Source organism: Comamonas sp. HJ-2 (assembly GCF_053615495.1).
In genome coordinates this window covers 1-19,999 of the sequence record NZ_JBSIFD010000024.1, presented here as the reverse complement: position 1 = coordinate 19,999, position 19,999 = coordinate 1, and the positions used below count along the sequence as shown (strand labels likewise).

The window sequence follows — 19,999 nt, the reverse complement described above, 5'->3', positions numbered from 1 at the left end:
AAAGGTCAAATGCAGAACCCCCCAACCAGCGCTCCCATCACATTCTTGGAGCGCCTCAAAACACAGGCCCAGTTGACGCTACTGGTCAAGGAATTCAACGGCTTGCAGCCGGGAGTGCCGCTGTACGTGGTCAAGCTGGCGGGCTTGGCCGCCAAGATGATGCAGGCCTTGCGCGCACTGGGCATCGACATTGACGCAGGAAAGCGGGCCGCTGCCGCGTTTGACGCTGGCCAGACCCCGGAGCTGCCCGAAGAGCCGCGCGCCGACACCAGCCAGCACTACGAATACGCCGACAAGGTGACGCACGGCCAGCGGAAGAAGGCCAACGCTCGCGCCCTTGAAATACTGCGCCAGATCGACAGCGGCGAACTGGACGCCGCCAACCTCACGCCCGCACTCAAAGCGGAGCTGGCCGCCTATTCTGGCACTGGCGGCAACCTGACAGGCGCTGATGGCCTGCAGGGCAGCGCCTATGAGTATTACACCCCCAAGCCTATCGCTGATGGCGTGTGGAGCCTGCTGGGCGAGCTGGGCTACAAGGGCGGCAAGATGCTTGACCCGTGCGCCGGTACTGGCATCTTTGGCGCGACCGCTCCCGGCAATACCGCCGTAGAGTCCATTGAACTGAATGAGACTTCGGGCCGCATCAATCAGCTGGTCAACGGCGGCCCTGCCTATCACGCCATCGTCAGCCCCTTTGAGGCCGTGGCCAGCCGCACCGAAGACGGCACCTATGACGCGGTTGTCACCAACGTGCCCTTTGGCTCCAACGCCGACCGAGGCCGCAACAAGAACTTTGACCCCAAGCATCGCGGCGAGTCCCTGGAGTGGTATTTCATGTGCCGCTCGCTGGAAAAGCTCAAGCACGGCGGCCTCGCGGCATTCATCGTGCCCCCGCGCGTGGTCAGCGAGAAGGGCGGCAAGTCCGAAAAGCTGCGCATGGCCCTGAGCCAGATGGCCGAGTTTCTGGGCGCGTACCGCCTGCCCAATAGCGTTTTTGGGAACGCCGAGGCTGACACCATCACGGACGTGGTGGTCTTCCGCAAATACGGCGCGGACGCCACGACCAAGATTGAAGAGCTGATGGCCCAGTCACCGGAAACGCTCATTCAGGCCAATGTGCTGTGGGGCGAATTCATCCAAGGCCATTACTTCCAGGGCGAAGGCAAGCGCTTTGTGCTGGGCGAGTTCCAGGCGAAAGACCCGACCAAGTACCGCGACGTAGACCGCGTTATCTCTGACCAGTCCGTCCCCAACATTGCGAAGCTGCTGCGCAAGTTCCCCGGCTCGCGCGTGGATTGGAAGCTGCTGGACGCGACCGAGACTGAGCCCATCGCGTACAACAACGGCGACTCCATCGTGCTCGCTGGCCAGACACTCGAAATGCGCGACGGCGTTTGGGTTCCTGTCGGCGCTGGCCAAGACACATCCGGCCTGGAAGCCCTGGCAAGCTCCCTGGCAACGCCCCTGGCCGCCGTCAATGACGGCATCACCCTGGATCGTGCTCAGGCCTACGCCAAGATGCTGCAGGACACAGGCCGCATGCTGGATACGCCGATTTGGCTGGCCAAGGTGCTGCCCGCTGTCGGCAAGCAAGAGGATGGCGCTCAAGGCCTGCTCTGGAGCGCTTGCTGCGCAGGTCTGGCCACTATCGACGTAGCCAACGCTCATGCACAAACTGCCGGATTCAAGTATCAGGCTGAATATCCGGCCCTGAGCAAAGCGCTTGAGCAGACCTGGACGACTTGCCGCAAGGCCCCGTCCAACTTCCCCGGCGACCTGAAATCGGCATTCCAGAAAGCCCGCCTGACCTATAACAAGCGCAACGGGTTTGCGGCTTACTGGCTTGGCAATACGGGCGAAGTAGCCACTAACGCGGCAGCCTCTGACGAAGCCTCTCAGATTCTGGCCCTGCGGTACCGCCAAGGCCTGCAGATGGATGTGGCCGAAGTCCAAAAGATCATGGGCGAAGGCTTCAACGTCCTGGAGTCTGACGACTGGGTAATCCTTCCCGGTGGCCACAAGGCCATGCGCGCTGATGACTTCTTTGTAGGCCGCCTGGACGACGCCCTGCAGACACTTGACCTGCGCATTCAGGCTGAAACCGACGAGGCGGTCAAAGCCAAGATGCTGCGCGACCGTGAAAACGCCATGGGCCGCGTGCTGCGCGTTGACCCCAAGGCCATGCGCTACAACCTCTTTTCCCCGTTCATGACGATGGAAGAGAAAGCCGAGTTCCTGCGCCGGTTCCTGCACCCCGGCTTTGCGGCATCCATCAACAACGAGGGCCAGCCGTACATCGTCTATGAGGGCAAGCAGGACACGATTGAAGAGGCCTTGTGCTCGCGTATCGCGGCCTATGTGTCTGGTGATGCTGGCGGTCGAGGCGTGCGCTCCCTGACCCTGCAGGGCAAGCAGCTGCCTATCTCGGACAAGGAAGCCCTATCGCAGCTGCGCAAGCTGGCAGCGCGCCTCAATACCCAGTTCGACACCTACGCCAAGGCCTCCCCGGCCATCATGGAGCGCCTCAATGCCAAGGCCAACGCGCCCGAATCGCTGTATTTCCGCGAGGTTGACGATGACGCGCCGCTGAATATCCCCGGCATGCGCACCATTGACCCGGTAACGGGCGAGCCGCTGCTGCTGCACGGGTATCAGAACGCCTTCACCCGCAAGATGGGCCGCCGAATGTCCGGCATCCTGGGCTTTGACGTGGGCCTGGGCAAGACCTTCACGGCCCTGGCTGTCGCCCAGCACATCCAGTCTATCGGCGTGAAAAAGAAAACCATGTTCGTGCTGCCCAACACGGTGCTATCGAACTGGAAGCGCGAAGCAATGCGCGCCTACGACGAAGCCACTATGGCGCAATGCCTGTTTGTGGGCATGACCCAAGACCGCAAGGGCGAAGACACGGTAAATCCAGCTCTGTACGCAAGCGACTTCACCCGCATTCTGGAGGGCAAGCACTCCAAGATTTATTGCACCATGGAAGCCTTTGGCCAAATCCCGCTCAAGGACGCAACCATTGACGCCTATGAGTGGCACATGACCACGGTAGATAGCGCATTCAGCGCGGGCGACAAGAAGAAAGACCGCGAGCGCGCCGAAGGCCGTCTGGCCGACCTGACCACGGCATCCAGCACCAAGAGCAATGCCATCCCGTTCTTTGAAGACATGGGCATTGACTCGCTCATTTCCGACGAGGCCCACGGCTACAAGAACTCCAAAAACACCATGGATTTCTCTGGTGGCCGGTTCCTGTCCATTGGCGAGGCCTCGGCGCGCGGCTTGGACATGCAAATGAAGTCCTGGTACGTCCGAGGCTTGAGCAAGGCCCAAGACGGTGTGATGCCCCTCACGGCCACCCCCGTGACCAATAGCCCGCTGGAGATTTACTCCATGCTGTGCATGGCCGCAGGGGAAGAGCGCATCAACGGTATCTGCCTGGGCGTCAAGGGCGCTGATGAATTCATGAATGCGATGTGCGTCATGGATGAATATGAAGACGTGACCATTGACGGCCAGTACAAGAACTATCGCGTTTTCACCGGCCTGCAGAACGTCACGCTGCTGCGATCGGCAATCTCTGCGGTGGCCACCATCAAGACCGCAGAAGACGTGCAGGGCGATCGCTTCAAGCAGCCCGACAAGCTGGAGATTCCCACGGCAGTGCAGCTGCCCGCTGATGTGCTGGCCCGCCTGGAAGACTACAAGATGGCCTACCGCGCGGCCAAGTTTGTGACAGGCATGGCGGCCAAGAACGCAGAAGAGCCGACCGAAGAGGAAATGGAGGCTCTGGCCCGCGTGCAAGCCCGCCTGGGTGAGCCGCCCGAGCTGATCGCTCACCCGTTCAATCTGTCCATCAAGATGAGCAACCTCATCGTTGACCCAGAGCTGGACGAGCGCGCGAGCTTCTACAGCACCCCCAATAAGGCGCAGGCAGAAAAGCTGATCGACGCTTACAACAAGGTCAAGCGCGAGGAAAAGCGCGCCCGCCCTGGCCCCTGGACGGCACCCGAAGACGTGAAGGGCACCATTACCGTCAAGAGCCAAGACGGTGACGAGGTGCTGTATCGCATCGCTGTGAAAGCGAAGCTGGCCCCCGATGGCCGAATTGTGCTGGACACGACCGATTTCAAGGCTCAGGCCGCTTTTGAGGCCCTGGCCGAAAAGATGGGCGTGCCCCTGGAGTGCCGTATCTCAGCCAAGATCGCAGCCCTGGTGGCCAACGTCAAGGCAGAGCGCGCCGCGCCCCGCAGCAAGTCCGGCTTGGTCAAGCAAATCGTCTTCTGCGACACGCTGGGCACGCACATGAAGCTGCGCCGCATCCTGTCCAAAGAAACCGGCATCCCCCTGGCCAAGATCGCCATTGTCAATGCCAAGGCCATCACCGACCCGGCCCAGATGCAAGACATTCAGGACGGCTTCAACGAAGAGGGCGAGGGCAACCGCTATGAGCTGATCGTGGCCAACAAAAAGGCCGAGGTGGGCATTAACTTGCAGAAGGGCACCCAAGCCATTCACCACTTGACTATCGGCTGGACGCCAGACAGCCAGCACCAGCGCAACGGGCGCGGCGCTCGCCAAGGCAATACAACGGCCCTGGTCAACATTTACCTGTACGACGCAGACGGCACATTCGACAAGTACAAGCGCAACATCACCAACGCCAAGGCCGATTGGATTGGCGCGGTCATGAGCGAGCACGGCTCCAATGAAGTGAGCGTGGAGCAAGGCATTACCGACGAGCAAATGGACGCGATGATCGAATCCATGGGCGACGAGGGCATGCTGAGCCAGATTCAAGAGCGCGCCAAGCTGCGCGAAGCCTTGATGCGCGCCGAGAATGCCCGCCAACGCCAGACAGTTGCCGTGCAAACCGTGCAATCTCAAAAGGAGTTCCTGCGCAAAAACACCAACGCACGGCAATGGGCTATGGCACGCTCCATGGAGTTCTACGAAATTGCCGAAAAGGTCATGAGCCTGCGCAACCGCTCTACCGGCAAGATGCGCCCTGATAGCCTACTGCGCCTGCAGGCCACCATTGCTGAGCTGGATTCGCGCCTGTCGAGCCTGTCCGTCTCGCTGGTCGAGGCCTGCGAGTTCAAGAAGTACGGCTACGGCAGCCCTATGAAGGCCGAAGAGCTGCTGCCATGGGCTTACCTCAAGGACACCAAGCAGGCCCGCCGCAAGCAGTGGGAATCGACCACAAGCGGCCTCAAGGTCATCAATGAAGACGCGGCGCTGTTTGAAGACTGGCACGTTGAAACCGCCACCGCTAACGCCATCATGAATGAGGCCCTGGCCCTGTTCACCAAGATTGGCGAAGAGGAAAAGGGCGCAATGCCGGTGGCCATGGCTGCCAGCATCAAAGCGGGCGAGTTTTCTACCTACGGTGGCGAAATCCTGGTCACGGGAATGCTGATTGAAGACGCGGCAGGCATGGTCTGGGGCGTTACAGCCCAAGGTACCCAGCTGGCCAGCGCAGCAGGCAGCGCCAAGTATTCGGGCACGATTCAGGCGTTTATGAGCCGTGACACCAAACGCCGCGTTGTCCTTGGCCAAGCAGGTTATGCCGAACTGGCCGCCAAGGCCGCCGAAATTGAAGACGCGCGAGAGCTGGCTAGCACCAACGGCTTGAGCAAAGAAGAGCGCAGCCGCATGCTGACGGCCTTCATTCCCGAGGTAGCGGCGCTGCGCAAGGTGGTGGCCAAGACACGGGCCAGCCGCACCAGCATCGGCCTGCCAAGCCCCCTGTTTCCCTATCCGCTTGACCCCACGATGGACGACAAGGGCAGCCCGCTTTACCGCAAGCTGCTACAGGAGCAAAAGGACACCGACTGGCTGGAGTTCCTGCCCGATGCATCCGATAGCGTGCGCTTTGAGGCAAACCGTGACGTGCAAACCGGCTTGTATATTGGCGGCTCCAAGCGTATCGAAGCCCTGGTGAACTACGCCAAGGCCCAAGGCGCAAAACTGTGGGCTATCGACCTGATGACCGAAAACGGACGCATGGATAAAGCACTGCCCAAGTATCTCGTTACCGGCTTTGCCAGCACCATGAACCCGCCTACTGACCTGTTCGCAGGCCTGGACACTGCCGAAGCTATCGACGCCAAGCAGCGCGAATTCGTGGAGGCGCTCTACACCGGCTGGCTGGAGTGGGGCGAAGGCAAGGGCGACTTTGACGCCGGTAGCGCCATGCCTGCAGGGCTGAGCTGGACGCTGGGCAACTTGGCCAACAATGCCAAGAGCAAGATTCTGGCTGCCAAGGCTGCCGAAGAGGCCGCCGCCGCTGCTGCCCTGGCCGCAGAAGAGGCCGCCAAGAATCCCAAGCCAGAGCCAGAGCCAACCCCCGAACCCGCTACGGAGACGGCACCAGCTGCCGCAAACCCCGTGATTGGGAATATGGGCGGCGTGCTGCCCAATGCTCAGGGCAAAATCGGAGTGAATGGCGACACCTTGACCAAAATGCCCGGTAAGAATGCTCGCGGCTACCAGCTGCAGGCAAAAGACTTCCTGAAACAAGCCGCTTCGGACATTGGCCAGGAATGCAAATGGGACAAGGAAAACCAAGTCTGGGTTACAACGGCGGCAGTGTGGGAGCGCTGCTGCACCGCGTACCCGGACGCCGCCAAACACATGCGCCCAGCCCAAATCTAAGAGGAACCAGACCCCATGTTTACGCAATACAAGGTATCGCCCATGGCCGCCAGCCAAATGGCTCAAGAGACGGCTACAGCGCTTGCCAAAAACGTGCCTGGGGTCAATCCCGTTGAGTACGCAGCCCGCACCATTGCGGGCCGCCTGCGCAGCAATCCGCGCACCTATCTGGCCTACGGGCCTTATTGGTGGACGGTCAAAGCTGTGCTGAAAGCTCACGGGGTTGACCTGGGCGGCAACACCGACGAGGCCATGGCCAAGGAATACGGCGGCGACCTGCCGCAATATGCCGCCCTGGTGGTGGCCGAGCAATTCCGTGACCTCTATCACCAGCAATGGTTTGTCGGTACCAGCTCTTTCGTGCTGGACGCCGAGGGCAAGGACGTTTATGTGCTGTTTGACGACGACATGGAGGCTCGCGCCCTGAGCACCAGCAACATCGAGCGCGTGCTTGCAGACATGAACCCCCTGGAGCTGACGGAGGATGAAGCCACCGCGCTACTGGACTCCGTAGAGCCCTTTGTCGTGTCGTTTGAGCATGAGGCCCAGCTGTGGAGCGCCCATATCTACGCTGGCCATGAAGAGGCCGCACGGCAGACGCTGCAGCAGCTGGAGCGCACAGGGCGACTGGCGCACATGCTGGAGAACGGCAAGCAGGCAGGGGCTATGGTGCTGGATTCGACCGGCACCGGCACAGACTTCTATGTGGACTTTCAATCGCGCACGATCGCGCAGGCCGTTTAAGCCGCTGGGGGCTTAGCCTCTTTTTCTTTGTCGAGGTGGGCAGCAAAGGCTATCAGGGCCGCGCTGACCGCCTCTTTTTTATTGGCCAACGCTTCGCTGTGGGCCATTATTTTCGCCAGCGCCCGAGTGGCGTCTGCCTCAATATCGGTGCTCAAGCGTGACCCGCCGCGTGCCAGAAGGTCTTCGCGGTACTTCTTGCGCAATGCGCTCGGGTCTTGTGGCAGTTCGCCTGTCTTGAGTCTTCCCATGGGGCGCAATTGTAGTCAAACAAGCGTATTGGGAAATTCGCCCCAGGTGAGGGGAGCCGCACGGCTAACAGTTTGGTGATTGACCATCCCCCCAACTGCAGCTGACATGGCGAATATCGAACCTCCCAAGAAAAAACTGCTGGCAACTATGGCGCACGCGCTTGGCTTTGGAGAAGACAAAGCCGTGTCGGTTGCCACATCGACCTTTGAATACGGTGAAACGCTTACGACCGTGGCCCTCAGTGGCAACGGCATAGACGGCGCTCGCAACCGTACCCTGATCTACCTCAAGTATCAGCAGATGATGGCCACGCCCCTCGTGGCCGGCGCTCTGCGACAGCACGTAACGGCGGCCCTTGGTGGCCACGAAACCACGGGCGACCTTGTTTTCCTGGAAACCAAGGCCGATGCGAAAAAAGACGCCCGTATGGAGAAGCTGGTAACGGAGCTTGCAGCCGATCTTCTGCCCATGTTCAACCGGATTGCCATGCGCACGGCCTATCACGCGGTCGGCTATGGCGATGGCTACGCCCGCCTATACACAAAGAAGGGCGTAGGCGTTATCAGCATCGTGAGCGACGAAATGCTGCTGCCTCCCTTGGTCATTCCCTATGAGCAGGGGGAAAAGACCGTGGCATGCGTGGTGGCCACCGGCCCGAATCAGCACTCCCAGCTCAACATGCTGCAGATCGCGCGCCTCAAGATGCAGCGCCTGCTCTACACGCCGCAGCCCTTGGCCAATGAGAAGGCCATGCGCACCGCCCTGGAAGAAGACGACCCGGACAAAATGCCGATCATGCCCTCCCTGGCGGGGGGTTCCTTCCTGGCTGACGCCGAAGACCAGTACAACAAATTCATGCTGGCCCTGGTGGGGCTGGTGGGCCAGCGCGCCCTGGACTCGATTGATGAAACCGTCTTTACCGCCGACATGGGGGATATGACGGTCGAGCAGCGCAAGAGCTTCAAAGACAACATCAAAAAGATGCTGGAGCGCAGCAAGGAAATTGCGGACAAGGTGGCGCGCGAGCAAACGCCGCTGCTGCGCCGTATTCGCCACTTCCTGCCCACATTCAGCAACGGCAAGCAGGCGATGCAGATTCAGGCCCTCAACTCGGGCGGCGGTACCGGCGCGGGCCGCTCGGGCAACTACACCATTGAAGACGTGATGTTTCACGCCAAGATGCTGTGCGGTGGGCTGGGCATCGACATTTCCCAGTTGGGCTTCGCTGACGTGCTCTCTGGTGGTCTGGGTGAGGGCGGCTTTTTCCGCAACTCGGTGCAGTCTGCCGAGCGCTCGCGCGTGATTCGGGCAGCGCTGACCGACTTCTTCAATCACATCATCGACGTGCATCTGATGGTCAAGTATGGCCGCACGTTCCTACCGGCAGAGCGTCCCTGGCAAATCTCCTTCTACGGCACGATCAGCGCCATGGAGTCGGAGCGCACAAAGACCCAGCTGGACGCGGCCAATACCGGGATGGTGCTCGCCCAGCTCTTCGCCATGCTCAAGGACGCAGGCCTGCAGGAAGAGGCCATGCAGCACTTCATGGAGAAGGTGCTGCGCATGGACGTTGAAGACGCCAAGATTTACGCCAAGGACATTGCAGAGGCCGCCAAGAAGGCCCAGCAAGAGCAGCAGGGCGGCTTCGGTGGCGATGGTGGCGATGGTGGCGATGGTGGCGGCTTCGGCGGTGGCGGCGGTGGAGGCTTCGGCGGCGGCAGTGACGGCGGCCAAAAGGGTGACGCCTACGGGGAGCAGCAGTAATGGCGCTCCTGAAAATCAATCCTACGGCCATTGGCGACATGCTCGGGCGCACCGCCGGGGCCAAGATCGCGGCCAGCATCGCCCAGGCGGCATCCCCCAAGTTTGTGCGCGACGTGCAGCGCGTCTTGGACACAAGCCGCCTCATTGGCGACTTGCTGGGCACCAACATGCCTATCAATGGCATTCCCCTGGAGCTGCTGGGCGGCCTGTCGCTGCAGCAGGCCAAGGCCATTCACTCGCAGATGATGGAAATGCGCGTGGCCCGCAAAAGCCTGTTTTTCATCCGAATCACTGACGAAAACCCGCCTATCGGGGAATACCAGCCGAAAAGCTCCATCGTTGATGACAGCCTCGGGGGCCTGGTCAAAAACGGCATTTCACGCATTGGCGCAGCCGCAGGCTCGGCGGTCAACGGCATTGCAGGGGCGGTCAACGACATTGCGGGCAAGCAGGCCAGCATGGCCGCAAAAGGGCTGCTGGGCGGCGTGGTGGGCGGCCTTGGCCTGAGCACTGGCAGCACCGGCGAGTCAATCTCTCAGATCGCCGTGAGCGCGTTTGACCTGCTGGCCATGGACGTGAACTACTCCGTTTCGCTGCAGGGCGACCATCAGCAGATCGGCTCGGGCTTCATCGACAAGCCCACGGGCATCAGCCCCGCCGAGCTATCCATCACCACTATGGACGACCAAGCCGGGACGATCAAACGGTGGTTCGACGGCAAGCAGGCCCAGGTAGCCCACATCGACGGGACGATGGGCCTGCCCGCCGAGTACCTTGTGACGATTGAGGTGGTGCATGCCGTGGCTTCTGAGCAAGTGGCCAACAGCCTGCGGGCCTACAGCTACACAAAGCGGTACCGGGCGAACTCCCGCAGCATCGACCTCTCGCGCCGTGACCAGGGGCTTGCAGAGGTGCAGCTGAACTTCACCCAATTCGACAACTTCATGGGGGTCTGACAATGGCCAGCTTCAAACACGACGAGGCCGGTTTCCTGCTTGGCGAACTGGTCAAGAGCGGCAGCGAGCAGGGCCGCATACAGCGCGCCCAGGCTGCAGACCTGCGGGCCATCCGGGCCGACATTCGCAAGCTCGCAGGCGGCGGCGGGCTCCGCGCCAATGGTGGCAGCGGCTCCATCCTCAAAAACAAGAGCAGCACGGCGACCCAGCGCGAGGCCGAAAAATCTACGGCTCAGGCGGTAGAGAAGGGCACGCGCAAGGCGATGGAAGCCATCGAGCGCAGCTCAAAATCCGCACCGCGCGCCAAGGCAGAACCCCCCCCGGCCAAGAAAGAGGCCCCGGCCACCATCGAGCGCACCGCGCGCCTGCAGGCCCAGCAGCAGGCCAAGGCCCAGGCGGCGCAGGCCAAGCGAGACGGCAAGGGCCGCTTTACAAAGGGCGGCGGCAAGGATGACTCAGAAGACGGCGGCGCAGGCCTGCGCGAAAGCAGCGGCCTGTTTAAACGCCTGGAAGGTCTGGCCAGCATTGGCAGCAATGCAAACCAGCTTGACCCGGCTCTGACTGCCGCCAATGAGGTGCGCGAGGCGGTTGCACCTATCGGGCGCGGCCTATCCACTCTCTTCGGCGGCGAGAGCGACCGCAAAAAGGAGCGCTGGTACAAACGAATCTGGAAGGAGCTGAAAGACGGCAACAAGGCCCAGGCGAACGCACCGCGCGGCGGTGGCGGTGGTGGTGGCCTCGGCGCCATGGGGCTGATGCGTCTTTTTGGCATGGGAGCGGCTGGCGGTGGCTTCGGCGCGACCATTGCCGCATTCCTGGCCAAGATTCCTGCTGCGCTGGGCTTCATCCTGACCCGCATCTTTGCCCCTATCGCGGGCATCATCGCGGCATGGAATGTGGGGCAATGGCTCGGTACCAAGATTTACGAATGGCTTGAGAAAACCGGCATAGGCCCCGCTATCTTTGACCCGATATTCAGGGCGGTGGATGGCTTCATTGAGTCGGCCCAGAACGGCTGGGACAAGCTCAATAAGGGCCTCGGGGATGTGGTGGACGGCATCAAGAGCATTCCCGACAAGCTGGGGAGCTTCTTTACCGGCCTGGACGACGCAATGCGCGGCCTGCCGGTGGTGGGCGATGTGTACGCCAAGGCCGCCGACGCCCTCAAGGGGGCCAAGGATGCCACTGTCGAGACAGTGAAAGAGGTCAAGCAGGCAGCAGCCACGACCGCCAGCGAAGCGGGCTTGGGCTACCAGCAGGGCAAGTCTGGCCAGACCCAGGCCCCGGCTGCCAGTCTGCCCCAGGCGGCGGGTCGGGTTGTCGGCGGTGCCGTGGGCGCGGTCAAGTCTGTGGCCAAGAGTGCGATCGAGCGCTGGAACGGCGGCGCCAAAAACGACATTGTGAACGCGGCCAACACTACCGGCGTTGATGCGGGCCTGCTGGCCAGCATTGCGCACTTTGAGAGCGGATTCAACGCGGATGCTGCCCCGATCGCCAAGGACGCAACAAAGAACCGTGTGCGCCAGCATGACGGACGCATGGCCATCAGCTCTGCGCACGGCTATGGCCAGTTCATTGATGGTTCCTGGCAAGGCGCATTGAACAAATGGGGCTCTAAGTACGGTGTGCAGGGGGCGGGCAAGCTGACCAAAGATCAGGCCAACGCCATGCGCGGCGACAAGCGCCTGCAGGCCCTCATGCTGGGCGAGCTGACCAAGGAAAACATAGAGAAGGGCCGCGCACTGGGCGGCAAGGACGACGCAGCGAACGTGTACGCATTTCACAACCTCGGCGGCGGCGATGCGTCCAAGCTGCTCAAGGCAATGCGCGACACCCCCGGCATGAGCGTGCGAGACGCCCTGCTTGCCGGTACCCAAGACGCCAAGGAAATAGCGCGCGTTGATTCCGTCATCAAGGGCAACAAATCGCTTTATGGCGACGGCTCTATCTCTGCACAGCAAGCGTATGGCCGCATGGGTGATGCCATGAAGGGCGGCGAAGTCTTCGCCAAGGAAGCCCGCGCGGCGCAGGGGTCGATATCGACTGCCCCGGCTATCTCAGCTGGCGTCAGCGCAGCAGCGCCATTCCGGGCCCAACCTGCCATGCCGCCTGCGGTACCGGCGAAACTGCCACCGCCTGCAGAGGTGCCTCAGACCGTGACCCAGCTCAACACGGCCAAGAGCGAGCCGGTACCCGTAAATGTGACTCTGCCCGAACGAATCGGGCAGAACGTGGGCGACCGGAATATTGCCCATATCGTGACGGGCGGCCTTGGGGCCTAGTGGGTAGGGATACGCTTGTATCCCTTGCCCTCAAGCGCTTGGGCATCAGCGCTTTGAAACACTGCCCAGTAGGGCCCTGGCCGCGCTTCATTCCCCATGTGGAAGAGCGCGGCCTTTTTCATGACGCCGATCACCTTGGCGCACTGGTCTTCGCTGGTCAAGGCGATGACTTCGCCAGACACGACGCCCGACCGGCGCAGGGTTTCAAGCAGCAGGTTCATAGCGCGGCGCTCCCTGGTTTCTTGTAAGGAATCCACTTCCAGCCCAAAAGGGCTTCTGTGTTCGCAATTTGCTCGGGCGTGACCTTGATTCTGACTTCCAAGAGGGTTCCGCCAATGTCCCAGTGCCCCGCAGGAAATACAGGCTGGATGGAGGAAGCAATAAGGCAATCAGCATGCAACTTAGTGGACGTTTGCAGCATTGAATATGGCTCCGCAGGCATCACCAAGCAGGGGGCGCATCATGGCCGCAGTCTGGCGGTTCATGCAGACCAGCGTTTCATTGACGATGGCAATGCCCATGTCTACCAGCTCAGTGACGCCGAAAAACTGCTCCATCCATTCGTTTGTGTCATCGCGGTATTCATCCGTTACCGGACACTCGCCAGAGAGGCAGTATCTAGGCGCGTACTGTCCGATGCGCAGGGTGTACTTGCCGCTCAAAAATCCGTTCATGAGCTTGATGCACAAGCTGGACATATCCAGCGTGGCTTCGCTGTCTGTCGTGGTGGTGGTGGTGGTCATGGCTTATCGGGCGGGGCGTGAGCGGTGGTTGAGTTCGGCGCCGGAGTAGTTGCCACGGGCATGCGCATAGGTGAAGCGCTCCTGCTCAGCAGATTCAGAAGCGGTAATGCGCTCCTTCATCTGTTTGACCGTCCATTTGTCCTCTGAAACCGTGTGCGTCAGAGAGATATTGTCTTTGCGTTTCGTCATTTGTTACCAACCTAGAGAGTTACTAGATAACACTTGTTACCTATATGGGCGAAAAAAAGCGCCGCGTCCTTTGCGGCGCTTGGGCGGCTCAGATTTCCCGAATGTGGGGCAAATAGAAGAAGCCGACAGGCGGGGCGATAACCGAGGTAATAACCTGCGGCATGCCATCAACCATTTTCACTGCGCTATGTGCAGGCGAATACTTGTGGCCGACTGCTTGAAACAGAGGCTCTTCCTTGTCAATTTCTACAAGCTGGCCATCGCAGGGCAGCTTCGATGGAGCAGGAGTATCAAAAAGCAGCGTCCCGATTTCATCGGCGCTTTCATCTTCCTTTGACTTAATCACAAATTGCATTCTCTACATGGCTCTCGCCACCCACTTGTTACTACGCTTGTTGCTGGATTTGAAGGGTTCCCAGATACCTGAATTTCTTGTTTTCAATTGGCAATTATTCGCAGTTACAAACGCTTGCGATTGATAACTATCGTTATTTAGCCACAAACAAATGCATCGGTTTCCCTCTTGCACTGAAAATCATTACATTTTTGTAACGTCACAAAAGTGTCATTTTCCGCGCGAATAATGCGAACCCCCCTCCTGTCATATGCCGTACTTATCGGCGCAAATAGGGCCTATGAACCGCTCAATACTTTCGATTGCGGTTAGCTCGCGCCCACATATAGAGCAGCAGCCTGTGCGCTGGCCGTAAGCCTTTGCAGATTCAGCCGGATTGCTGGCGGCGGCAATGATTCGCTCCTTTTGATCGTTGGTGCATGCGAATGTGGGCAGGAACTTACCGCCGATCACTTTGCCCAGGTATTCGCTTTCCTCTGTCACATAAATGGCCTCACCCTTGCTCTGTTTGAAGACAAAGGTATCCAGGCGCATGCGAGGGGTCTTGATGCCCTTATCCATCGCAGCCATGAAGCGCGTAACAATCTCTGACACATCCAGCGCAGCGGCGCCGTTGGAGGGCGTCAGCTTGGCCTTGACGGCCTCAATTTGGCGCGGTGTGAGGCCGCCAGTGCGCTCCATGTAGCCCGCCAAGGACGCCGCAAACTCATTGCTGGCGTGGTTCTCAGCTATCCAAATGATAGTTTCCGGCTCAATCGCGGCCAGCTGCCTAAGACTGCCTTGGAGGTGTTGAGAGGGCTGCATATCTGTGGTTTTGCACGGTTTTGCGTTATCGCTATTCTATCCAGAAATAATTGCAAGGCAACAATTGTTTTCTATTTTTGGAAAGATGCCCTAACAAAGTGGATTCCTGTTACCGAGACTCACGGCGTCTCAACTCAGCAGGTGATGCCATGGCCATCTCTAAACCGGAAGCCCTCAAGGCCTTCCACAACACGATCAGCGCGATGGGCAAGAAGTCCATCAACTCTGATGCCTACTTTGAAATCGAGGGACACGCCGATCTGGCCGTGCTCTGCAAGCAGTTCCCCTGGCCCGTGCTCGGCCCCAGTGGTGAAATTGAGCAGCCCGGCCCCATGGGCTCGCTGTCGGCCATCCCGGCCCAGGTGAAGACCTACCAGCAAGGCCCCGTTACCCTGAGCGAAACCCAGTCGGGCCGCGTCATGCGTTTCATGGAAGAAGTGATTGCTGGTGGTGGCCAGTTCCAGGCCAAGGCCTATGAAGGCACACCCCAGGCCTTCACACGCGGCTATCGCTTGGTTGACTGCTTCTTTGTGCCGGACAACCCAGACCGCGACTGGGAAAACCGCGCGCAGATCACCCAGATCAGCGGCACGCTGCACTTCCACTACTTCGGTGACAAGCTGGTGGGCAACACCACGGCCATGTAATGACTCTCGAAAAGCTGTCTGGTGAATGGGTAGCAGCTGGCACAGTCGTTTGGCTGGTGATGGATGCTACCGAGGTGGTGCCGCTTGCTGTGCAGGCGGCTCGATTCGTGAGCGGCTGGAGCGTGCTGGAGTCCTTGGACAAGGGCGACGGCACGCTTCCTAAGCCCGAAGACATATTGCCCTCGACCGCCATTACCAATGGCGAGTGGGCAACGATCAAACCCCTGTTCGTGCTGTACGTGGAGCTGCAGAACTCTATGCGCCTGGAGGCCTCGCGCTCCCTTGGCACGGACGTTTACGGGCGCGCGACCAGTGAAATCACAGCGGACATTACCCGCATGGAGTCCGAAGAGATTCCCCGCAAATGCTTCCGCGAAGACGTGATGACGGTAGGCGATGACGGGCTGGGCGGCGCCTCAAGCCTTGGCGGCATGTTCGGGGGGTACAAATGGATGTTCTGAATGAGTCCGGCAGGGCACTACGCGGCGACTTGGTGAACCGCGTAGTGCTGCGCACCGACCTAACCCCCATCCCGGCCACGGTGGAGCTGGAGCTGAAATCGGCGGTCGAAACCCGTGAGTTGGTCAAGGACGGCGGCATTGTCATGATCGGCGCCGACAAAATACCGTTCCAGATCATCAAGCCCGAGCGACAGGGAGAGGCCGAGGGGCAACAGAACGGGCGCGATCTGGCCACGCTGAAAGCTACCGGCATCCTGGCCAGCTGCGCGCCCCTGGCTCTGCCCCTGCAGCGCTCCATCATCCGGGAGAGCACGACCTTTACAGAGGTCTATCGCTCCATTGGCGCGCAAGTCGTGGTTGCATCTGACTTCGCCGTGCCGCGCTTTGGCGCCTATGCTGGCTACTACCCGACTCGGGCGATCGCCCAGGTGCTGCAGGAAGAGGGCGGCATCGTGTTCATGGGCAAGGACAACAAGCTCAATTTCCGGCGCATCTATGAGCTGATGGCCGAGAAAGCCCCCCTTAAATGGGAGGCCGACCGTACCGAGCTGCAAGCAAGCGCGCTGCTGGAGCGCCACGCCTTCCCCTCTGCGATCAGCACAGACGCGACCGGCGCCATTGTCCAGGTGGGCCGGGAGGATGGCCGAGCCGTGGTCTATGTGCCGCGTGCTGACCGCCGAGTCCTGGCCAATATCTCGCGCGGGCTGGTGCAGCGGCGCAAAGCCCGAGAGAGCCTGTCGCCCCAGCTCAATGCAGGCGCGCGCATCGACGTGGCCGGTAAGCCTCACATCGTCATCACTGCGGCCCATGTCTTTGAGCAGCGCGGCGAATCCAGCGGCGGCGGTGGAGAGTTCACCCAACTTTGGCTGGGGGAGCTTTCCTCATGAGCGGCCCAAGCGGGTTATGGCCCGGTGAAGTTGTGAGCTATGACGGCGACAAGCGGACGGCGCGGGTCAAGATTCCGGGCGTCACTGACGGCTCTCAGGTCTTGCCCGAGGCCGTTTTCAACAACCCTCTGGGCGACAACGCGGAAACGACTGAAATCCGCATCAAACCCGGCGACCCAGTTTGGCTGATGTTTGAGTGCGGCGACCCGCGCTATCCCATCGTCATCGGGTACCGCACGCCACGCGAGGGCAACCCTACGGGCTGGCGACGCTGGGCGCACGAAAACATCGAGATAACTGCAGACAACAAGCTGATATTCAACGCTTCTGATGTGGTCTGGAATATCTCGGGCTCCGAAACCCGCAAGGTGGGCGGGGCCAGCTCGCTAGAAGCCGGTACCAGCACGGTAAAGGCAGCCAGCCACGGTATCACGGCCAATACCTCGGTTGTCGGCTCACTGTCGGCAGCTGGCGGCGCTACAGGCTCTGGCGTCAAGTTGAGCGGCAAGGTTGAAATGACGGGCGGCTCTGTCACCCATGACGGCGTGCGAATTGACAAAGAGCACACCCACACCGAACGAGGCGACGGCAACGAAGTCTCCACACCACATTAAGGAATCACCATGTCCAACAAACAAATCATTTTCAAATTTGATAGCAACGGCGCGGCCAACAAAAAGGCCATCAATGACATTACCCGCCTGTTTGCAAAGCATGGCGTGCAGGTCATCAGCCATGAGGTGGCAGCCACCACCAGTAAGCGCGCGGGCATCGACTTTCGCGCGGTCAACTTCACCTTTGCAGACAGCCAGACCGTGACGCTCAACGTCAAGGACACCGGCGACGTGTTTGAAGCAAAGGTAAACGGCAGCGTGGTACCGCTCAAAGAGCAAGACGACCACGCGGGCACCATCAAGGAGCTGGCCGCGCAGATGGGCCGCCGCCGCGCGGCATTCCAAAAGTCCCTGGCCCGCGTGAAGACCCCCACACCCGCAGGCGTGCGCCAGACCCGAACCCAGAAACTCGCGGCCAAGCAATCCCAGCGCGACACCCTCAAGACTCAAATTCAAGAGGCAAAAACTGAGCTTTCCCAGCTGACCGGAACCCCGGTAGAGCAGCTGTAGTCGTTTTGGGAAAAACGCCCCCATTGCATGAAATGGGGGGCTCCAAAGTCCCGGCCAAGCAGAGGCGCGTTGCCTTGCTCAACCTGCACTTTGGAGAAAACCTTGCCCGAAAAGACAACCCATATCTATACCCGCTCTTCGACTGCCCAAACAGCGAAGTTCCTCGACAACGTGGCAGGCGCCCGCGCTGATGGCGCAAGCAGCACCACACTGGCGACGAACATGGTGAATAAGGAGTTTGACGCTCCCGAAGACCTGGGCAAGATTCTGGACGCCGTGCCTGCCAAGGACGGCGCCCGCCTGCTGGATGCCGTTGAACGCGGCGTAGCCTACTTCACCGCCCAGCACGGCACCGCACCTACCGCCGACTTGGTGGATGCCGCTCTGCAGCAAGGCCGCTCCGCCCTGTTTGGCGACGACGATAAGGGCAACATTCTGGACAGTGCAGCTGGTACCGGCTCCAATTCTTCGGCCTCTGCCTCGACCTCTCTGCAGCCTGACCGCGCCGTGGTGGCCGTGGTTTCCGCGCTGACCGAGGGCATCCCTGTCGCTGGCTACCTGCCAGTGGATATCAAGTCCAACCAAGGCACCCTGGCCATCGTCAATCACATCGCAGGCTCTAGCTACGGCGACTACACCGAAGGCGAGCTGCTGGACGGCGTGAATGGCGGCGACGTGTACGCCTCTTCCAGCCGCTTCGCAAAAATCGACACAAGCGGCGCAGGCCCATTTGTCGGCAAGTTCACCGGCACCAACCTGGGCGGCGGTGACGTTGGTTTCTGCAACCCCGCTGGGCCTGCTGTCCCCGTGCTGCGTGGCCGCACCATCATCTATGTGGGCGGTATCCCCGCAGGCATGGATAACGAAAACCCCGGCGCCTCTTCTACCGCTCTGGCCGGTAGCGTGACGATCAAGGGCGTTGAGCACACCATCGCGGGCTCTGTGAACCCCGATAACGGCGTTGTCACCATTTCCACGATCAATCCGGCCCTGCCCGCTGACGTGATGGTGTATGCCCAAGGCTTCATCAACTACGAAAAGGCCCCCGCGCTGATTCCGTCTGTGCTGGTTTCCGCCCAGACCTACAAGCTGTACGCCAATTCCTGGCGCGTGATGACCTCCGCGACCATCGACAGCTCGACACAGATGCGCAACGAACTGGGCATCGACGTGCATCAGCAGGCCCTGATGGCCATTCGCGTGCAGAACGCCCAAGAGCGCCACTACCAAGCCATTCGCATGATGAATGCGCTGGCCGACAACCAGCCGCACGCTTTCGACCTGGACTACTCCAACCGTAGCATGCAAATGACTCGCGCCCAAATGTGGCCCGACTTCCGCGCGGCTATGGGCGTGGTCGATCAGCAGATGGCCAATGTGACGATGGATCACGGCACGACCCACTGGTATGCAGGCGAAGCGCTGTGCGCCCAGTTCGCATCCATGGGTGAAGAGCATTTCCAGCCGTCCGGCGTTGCCGCTCGCGCTGGCGTGTACCGCGTGGGCCGCGTGTTCGACAAGTACGAGCTGTACTACACGCCCAAGCATGTCTACCAAGCTGCCGATGGCACCGAAGCTGACCTGCTGTGCGTGGGCCGCAGCTCCAACGTGGCCCGTAACGTCATCATCCTGGGTGATGCCGTGGCGCCCATGTTCCTCGACCTGAACATGAATAGCGACTTGAAGCGCAGCGCGGCCCTGTACGCCCGCGACTTCACCTCCGTGAACCCGCACAAGCCCTCCGCAATGGGTTGCGCCAAGGTTCGCATCAAGGGCTTGAAGAAGGCCTAAAGGGGAGTCACAGCAATGGGCGGTAAACGCGCAAATGCTGTGGCTACAGGGGCTGCCTCCGGGCGGCCCCAAGCCAATACAGCGAAAGAACCCACAACCGGCACTCAGGAGCTGCCTGCTACTGGCGCAACCGGCGCCGCACCCGCTGACGGTGCAGAGGGCGGCACGCAAGAGCTGCTTTCCACTGGCACGACCGAAGCAGGCACGGAGCAACCCGAGGGCCTTCCCCTGTCCGACCCTGACCCAGAAGCAGAGCCCGAGGCTGAGCACCAGCCCGCGCGCCTGCGTGTCTGCGTCATCAATCACTCTGGCCACGTCCTGACTGTCAAGGGCGTTACCG

Annotated in this window: 17 protein-coding genes and 1 pseudogene; 12 read left to right on the top strand and 6 right to left on the bottom strand. The window is 60.6% G+C overall.

Going from position 1 to position 19,999, the window contains the following annotated elements; all coding sequences use genetic code 11:
- Nucleotides 1-9: 9 nt before the first annotated feature.
- On the top strand, nt 10-6,663 hold the full coding sequence (locus ACWGXF_RS18740; RefSeq protein ID WP_452102268.1) for an N-6 DNA methylase: 6,654 nt from the start codon (nt 10-12) through the stop codon (nt 6,661-6,663).
- 15 nt (nt 6,664-6,678) lie between these two features.
- On the top strand, nt 6,679-7,407 hold the full coding sequence (locus ACWGXF_RS18735; RefSeq protein ID WP_452102267.1) for a hypothetical protein: 729 nt from the start codon (nt 6,679-6,681) through the stop codon (nt 7,405-7,407).
- Here ACWGXF_RS18735 and ACWGXF_RS18730 read toward each other — a convergent pair.
- On the bottom strand, nt 7,404-7,655 hold the full coding sequence (locus ACWGXF_RS18730; protein ID WP_452102266.1) for a hypothetical protein: 252 nt from the start codon (nt 7,653-7,655) through the stop codon (nt 7,404-7,406). The two genes, ACWGXF_RS18735 and ACWGXF_RS18730, sit on opposite strands and share 4 nt — an antisense overlap.
- A 106-nt stretch (nt 7,656-7,761) precedes the next feature.
- Here ACWGXF_RS18730 and ACWGXF_RS18725 point away from each other — a divergent pair, with 106 nt between their 5' ends.
- The 3 genes from ACWGXF_RS18725 to ACWGXF_RS18715 are packed head-to-tail and all read left to right on the top strand — an operon-like array spanning nt 7,762 to nt 12,658.
- Nucleotides 7,762-9,420, top strand: a complete 1,659-nt coding sequence (locus ACWGXF_RS18725) for a hypothetical protein (protein WP_452102265.1) — start codon at nt 7,762-7,764, stop codon at nt 9,418-9,420.
- Complete coding sequence (locus ACWGXF_RS18720; RefSeq protein ID WP_452102264.1) at nt 9,420-10,376, top strand: hypothetical protein; 957 nt, start codon at nt 9,420-9,422, stop codon at nt 10,374-10,376. The genes ACWGXF_RS18725 and ACWGXF_RS18720 overlap by 1 nt, the downstream gene beginning before the upstream one ends.
- Before the next feature lie 2 nt (nt 10,377-10,378).
- Complete coding sequence (locus ACWGXF_RS18715; RefSeq protein WP_452102263.1) at nt 10,379-12,658, top strand: hypothetical protein; 2,280 nt, start codon at nt 10,379-10,381, stop codon at nt 12,656-12,658.
- Here ACWGXF_RS18715 and ACWGXF_RS18710 read toward each other — a convergent pair.
- The 5 genes from ACWGXF_RS18710 to ACWGXF_RS18690 form a co-directional block, all read right to left on the bottom strand.
- Nucleotides 12,655-12,879, bottom strand: coding sequence for a hypothetical protein (locus ACWGXF_RS18710; RefSeq protein ID WP_452102262.1), 225 nt, complete (start codon nt 12,877-12,879; stop codon nt 12,655-12,657). The two genes, ACWGXF_RS18715 and ACWGXF_RS18710, sit on opposite strands and share 4 nt — an antisense overlap.
- A gap of 180 nt (nt 12,880-13,059) precedes the next feature.
- Complete coding sequence (locus tag ACWGXF_RS18705; RefSeq protein ID WP_452102261.1) at nt 13,060-13,401, bottom strand: hypothetical protein; 342 nt, start codon at nt 13,399-13,401, stop codon at nt 13,060-13,062.
- A gap of 3 nt (nt 13,402-13,404) precedes the next feature.
- On the bottom strand, nt 13,405-13,590 hold the full coding sequence (locus ACWGXF_RS18700; protein ID WP_452102260.1) for a hypothetical protein: 186 nt from the start codon (nt 13,588-13,590) through the stop codon (nt 13,405-13,407).
- A gap of 88 nt (nt 13,591-13,678) precedes the next feature.
- Nucleotides 13,679-13,945, bottom strand: coding sequence for a hypothetical protein (locus ACWGXF_RS18695; protein WP_452102259.1), 267 nt, complete (start codon nt 13,943-13,945; stop codon nt 13,679-13,681).
- Between the two features lie 246 nt (nt 13,946-14,191).
- Entirely contained in the window at nt 14,192-14,749 is a 558-nt protein-coding gene (locus ACWGXF_RS18690) for a DUF6011 domain-containing protein (protein WP_452102258.1), read from the bottom strand.
- 149 nt (nt 14,750-14,898) lie between these two features.
- Between ACWGXF_RS18690 and ACWGXF_RS18685 the strand changes: the two genes are divergently transcribed.
- The 7 genes and pseudogenes from ACWGXF_RS18685 to ACWGXF_RS18655 all read left to right on the top strand — a co-directional run.
- Entirely contained in the window at nt 14,899-15,396 is a 498-nt protein-coding gene (locus ACWGXF_RS18685; protein WP_452102257.1) for a hypothetical protein, read from the top strand.
- Nucleotides 15,396-15,857, top strand: a complete 462-nt coding sequence (locus ACWGXF_RS18680; protein ID WP_452102256.1) for a hypothetical protein — start codon at nt 15,396-15,398, stop codon at nt 15,855-15,857. The genes ACWGXF_RS18685 and ACWGXF_RS18680 overlap by 1 nt, the downstream gene beginning before the upstream one ends.
- Nucleotides 15,845-16,744, top strand: coding sequence for a hypothetical protein (locus ACWGXF_RS18675; RefSeq protein ID WP_452102255.1), 900 nt, complete (start codon nt 15,845-15,847; stop codon nt 16,742-16,744). Before ACWGXF_RS18680 ends, ACWGXF_RS18675 begins: the two co-directional genes overlap by 13 nt.
- A complete protein-coding gene (locus tag ACWGXF_RS18670; RefSeq protein WP_452102254.1) occupies nt 16,741-17,358 on the top strand; it encodes a DUF6484 domain-containing protein in 618 nt (205 codons plus the stop codon). The genes ACWGXF_RS18675 and ACWGXF_RS18670 overlap by 4 nt, the downstream gene beginning before the upstream one ends.
- 9 nt (nt 17,359-17,367) lie before the next feature.
- On the top strand, nt 17,368-17,868 hold the full coding sequence (locus tag ACWGXF_RS18665; RefSeq protein WP_452102253.1) for a defense against restriction DarA-related protein: 501 nt from the start codon (nt 17,368-17,370) through the stop codon (nt 17,866-17,868).
- 102 nt (nt 17,869-17,970) lie between these two features.
- On the top strand, nt 17,971-19,659 hold the full coding sequence (locus ACWGXF_RS18660; protein WP_452102252.1) for a hypothetical protein: 1,689 nt from the start codon (nt 17,971-17,973) through the stop codon (nt 19,657-19,659).
- A gap of 15 nt (nt 19,660-19,674) precedes the next feature.
- A pseudogene (locus tag ACWGXF_RS18655) lies at nt 19,675-19,999 on the top strand (hypothetical protein); the annotation flags it as partial.

Bases quoted from the DNA above. Each gene is read 5' to 3' on its own strand.
- ACWGXF_RS18695 (WP_452102259.1), bottom strand. From the start codon at position 13,945: ATGCAATTTGTGATTAAGTCAAAGGAAGATGAAAGCGCCGATGAAATC.
- ACWGXF_RS18735 (WP_452102267.1), top strand. From the start codon at position 6,679: ATGTTTACGCAATACAAGGTATCGCCCATGGCCGCCAGCCAAATGGCT.
- ACWGXF_RS18665 (WP_452102253.1), top strand. From the start codon at position 17,368: ATGTCCAACAAACAAATCATTTTCAAATTTGATAGCAACGGCGCGGCC.
- ACWGXF_RS18680 (WP_452102256.1), top strand. From the start codon at position 15,396: ATGACTCTCGAAAAGCTGTCTGGTGAATGGGTAGCAGCTGGCACAGTC.
- ACWGXF_RS18730 (WP_452102266.1), bottom strand. From the start codon at position 7,655: ATGGGAAGACTCAAGACAGGCGAACTGCCACAAGACCCGAGCGCATTG.
- ACWGXF_RS18715 (WP_452102263.1), top strand. From the start codon at position 10,379: ATGGCCAGCTTCAAACACGACGAGGCCGGTTTCCTGCTTGGCGAACTG.
- ACWGXF_RS18710 (WP_452102262.1), bottom strand. From the start codon at position 12,879: ATGAACCTGCTGCTTGAAACCCTGCGCCGGTCGGGCGTCGTGTCTGGC.
- ACWGXF_RS18700 (WP_452102260.1), bottom strand. From the start codon at position 13,590: ATGACGAAACGCAAAGACAATATCTCTCTGACGCACACGGTTTCAGAG.
- ACWGXF_RS18725 (WP_452102265.1), top strand. From the start codon at position 7,762: ATGGCGAATATCGAACCTCCCAAGAAAAAACTGCTGGCAACTATGGCG.
- ACWGXF_RS18685 (WP_452102257.1), top strand. From the start codon at position 14,899: ATGGCCATCTCTAAACCGGAAGCCCTCAAGGCCTTCCACAACACGATC.
- ACWGXF_RS18720 (WP_452102264.1), top strand. From the start codon at position 9,420: ATGGCGCTCCTGAAAATCAATCCTACGGCCATTGGCGACATGCTCGGG.
- ACWGXF_RS18670 (WP_452102254.1), top strand. From the start codon at position 16,741: ATGAGCGGCCCAAGCGGGTTATGGCCCGGTGAAGTTGTGAGCTATGAC.
- ACWGXF_RS18740 (WP_452102268.1), top strand. From the start codon at position 10: ATGCAGAACCCCCCAACCAGCGCTCCCATCACATTCTTGGAGCGCCTC.
- ACWGXF_RS18675 (WP_452102255.1), top strand. From the start codon at position 15,845: ATGGATGTTCTGAATGAGTCCGGCAGGGCACTACGCGGCGACTTGGTG.
- ACWGXF_RS18705 (WP_452102261.1), bottom strand. From the start codon at position 13,401: ATGACCACCACCACCACCACGACAGACAGCGAAGCCACGCTGGATATG.
- ACWGXF_RS18690 (WP_452102258.1), bottom strand. From the start codon at position 14,749: ATGCAGCCCTCTCAACACCTCCAAGGCAGTCTTAGGCAGCTGGCCGCG.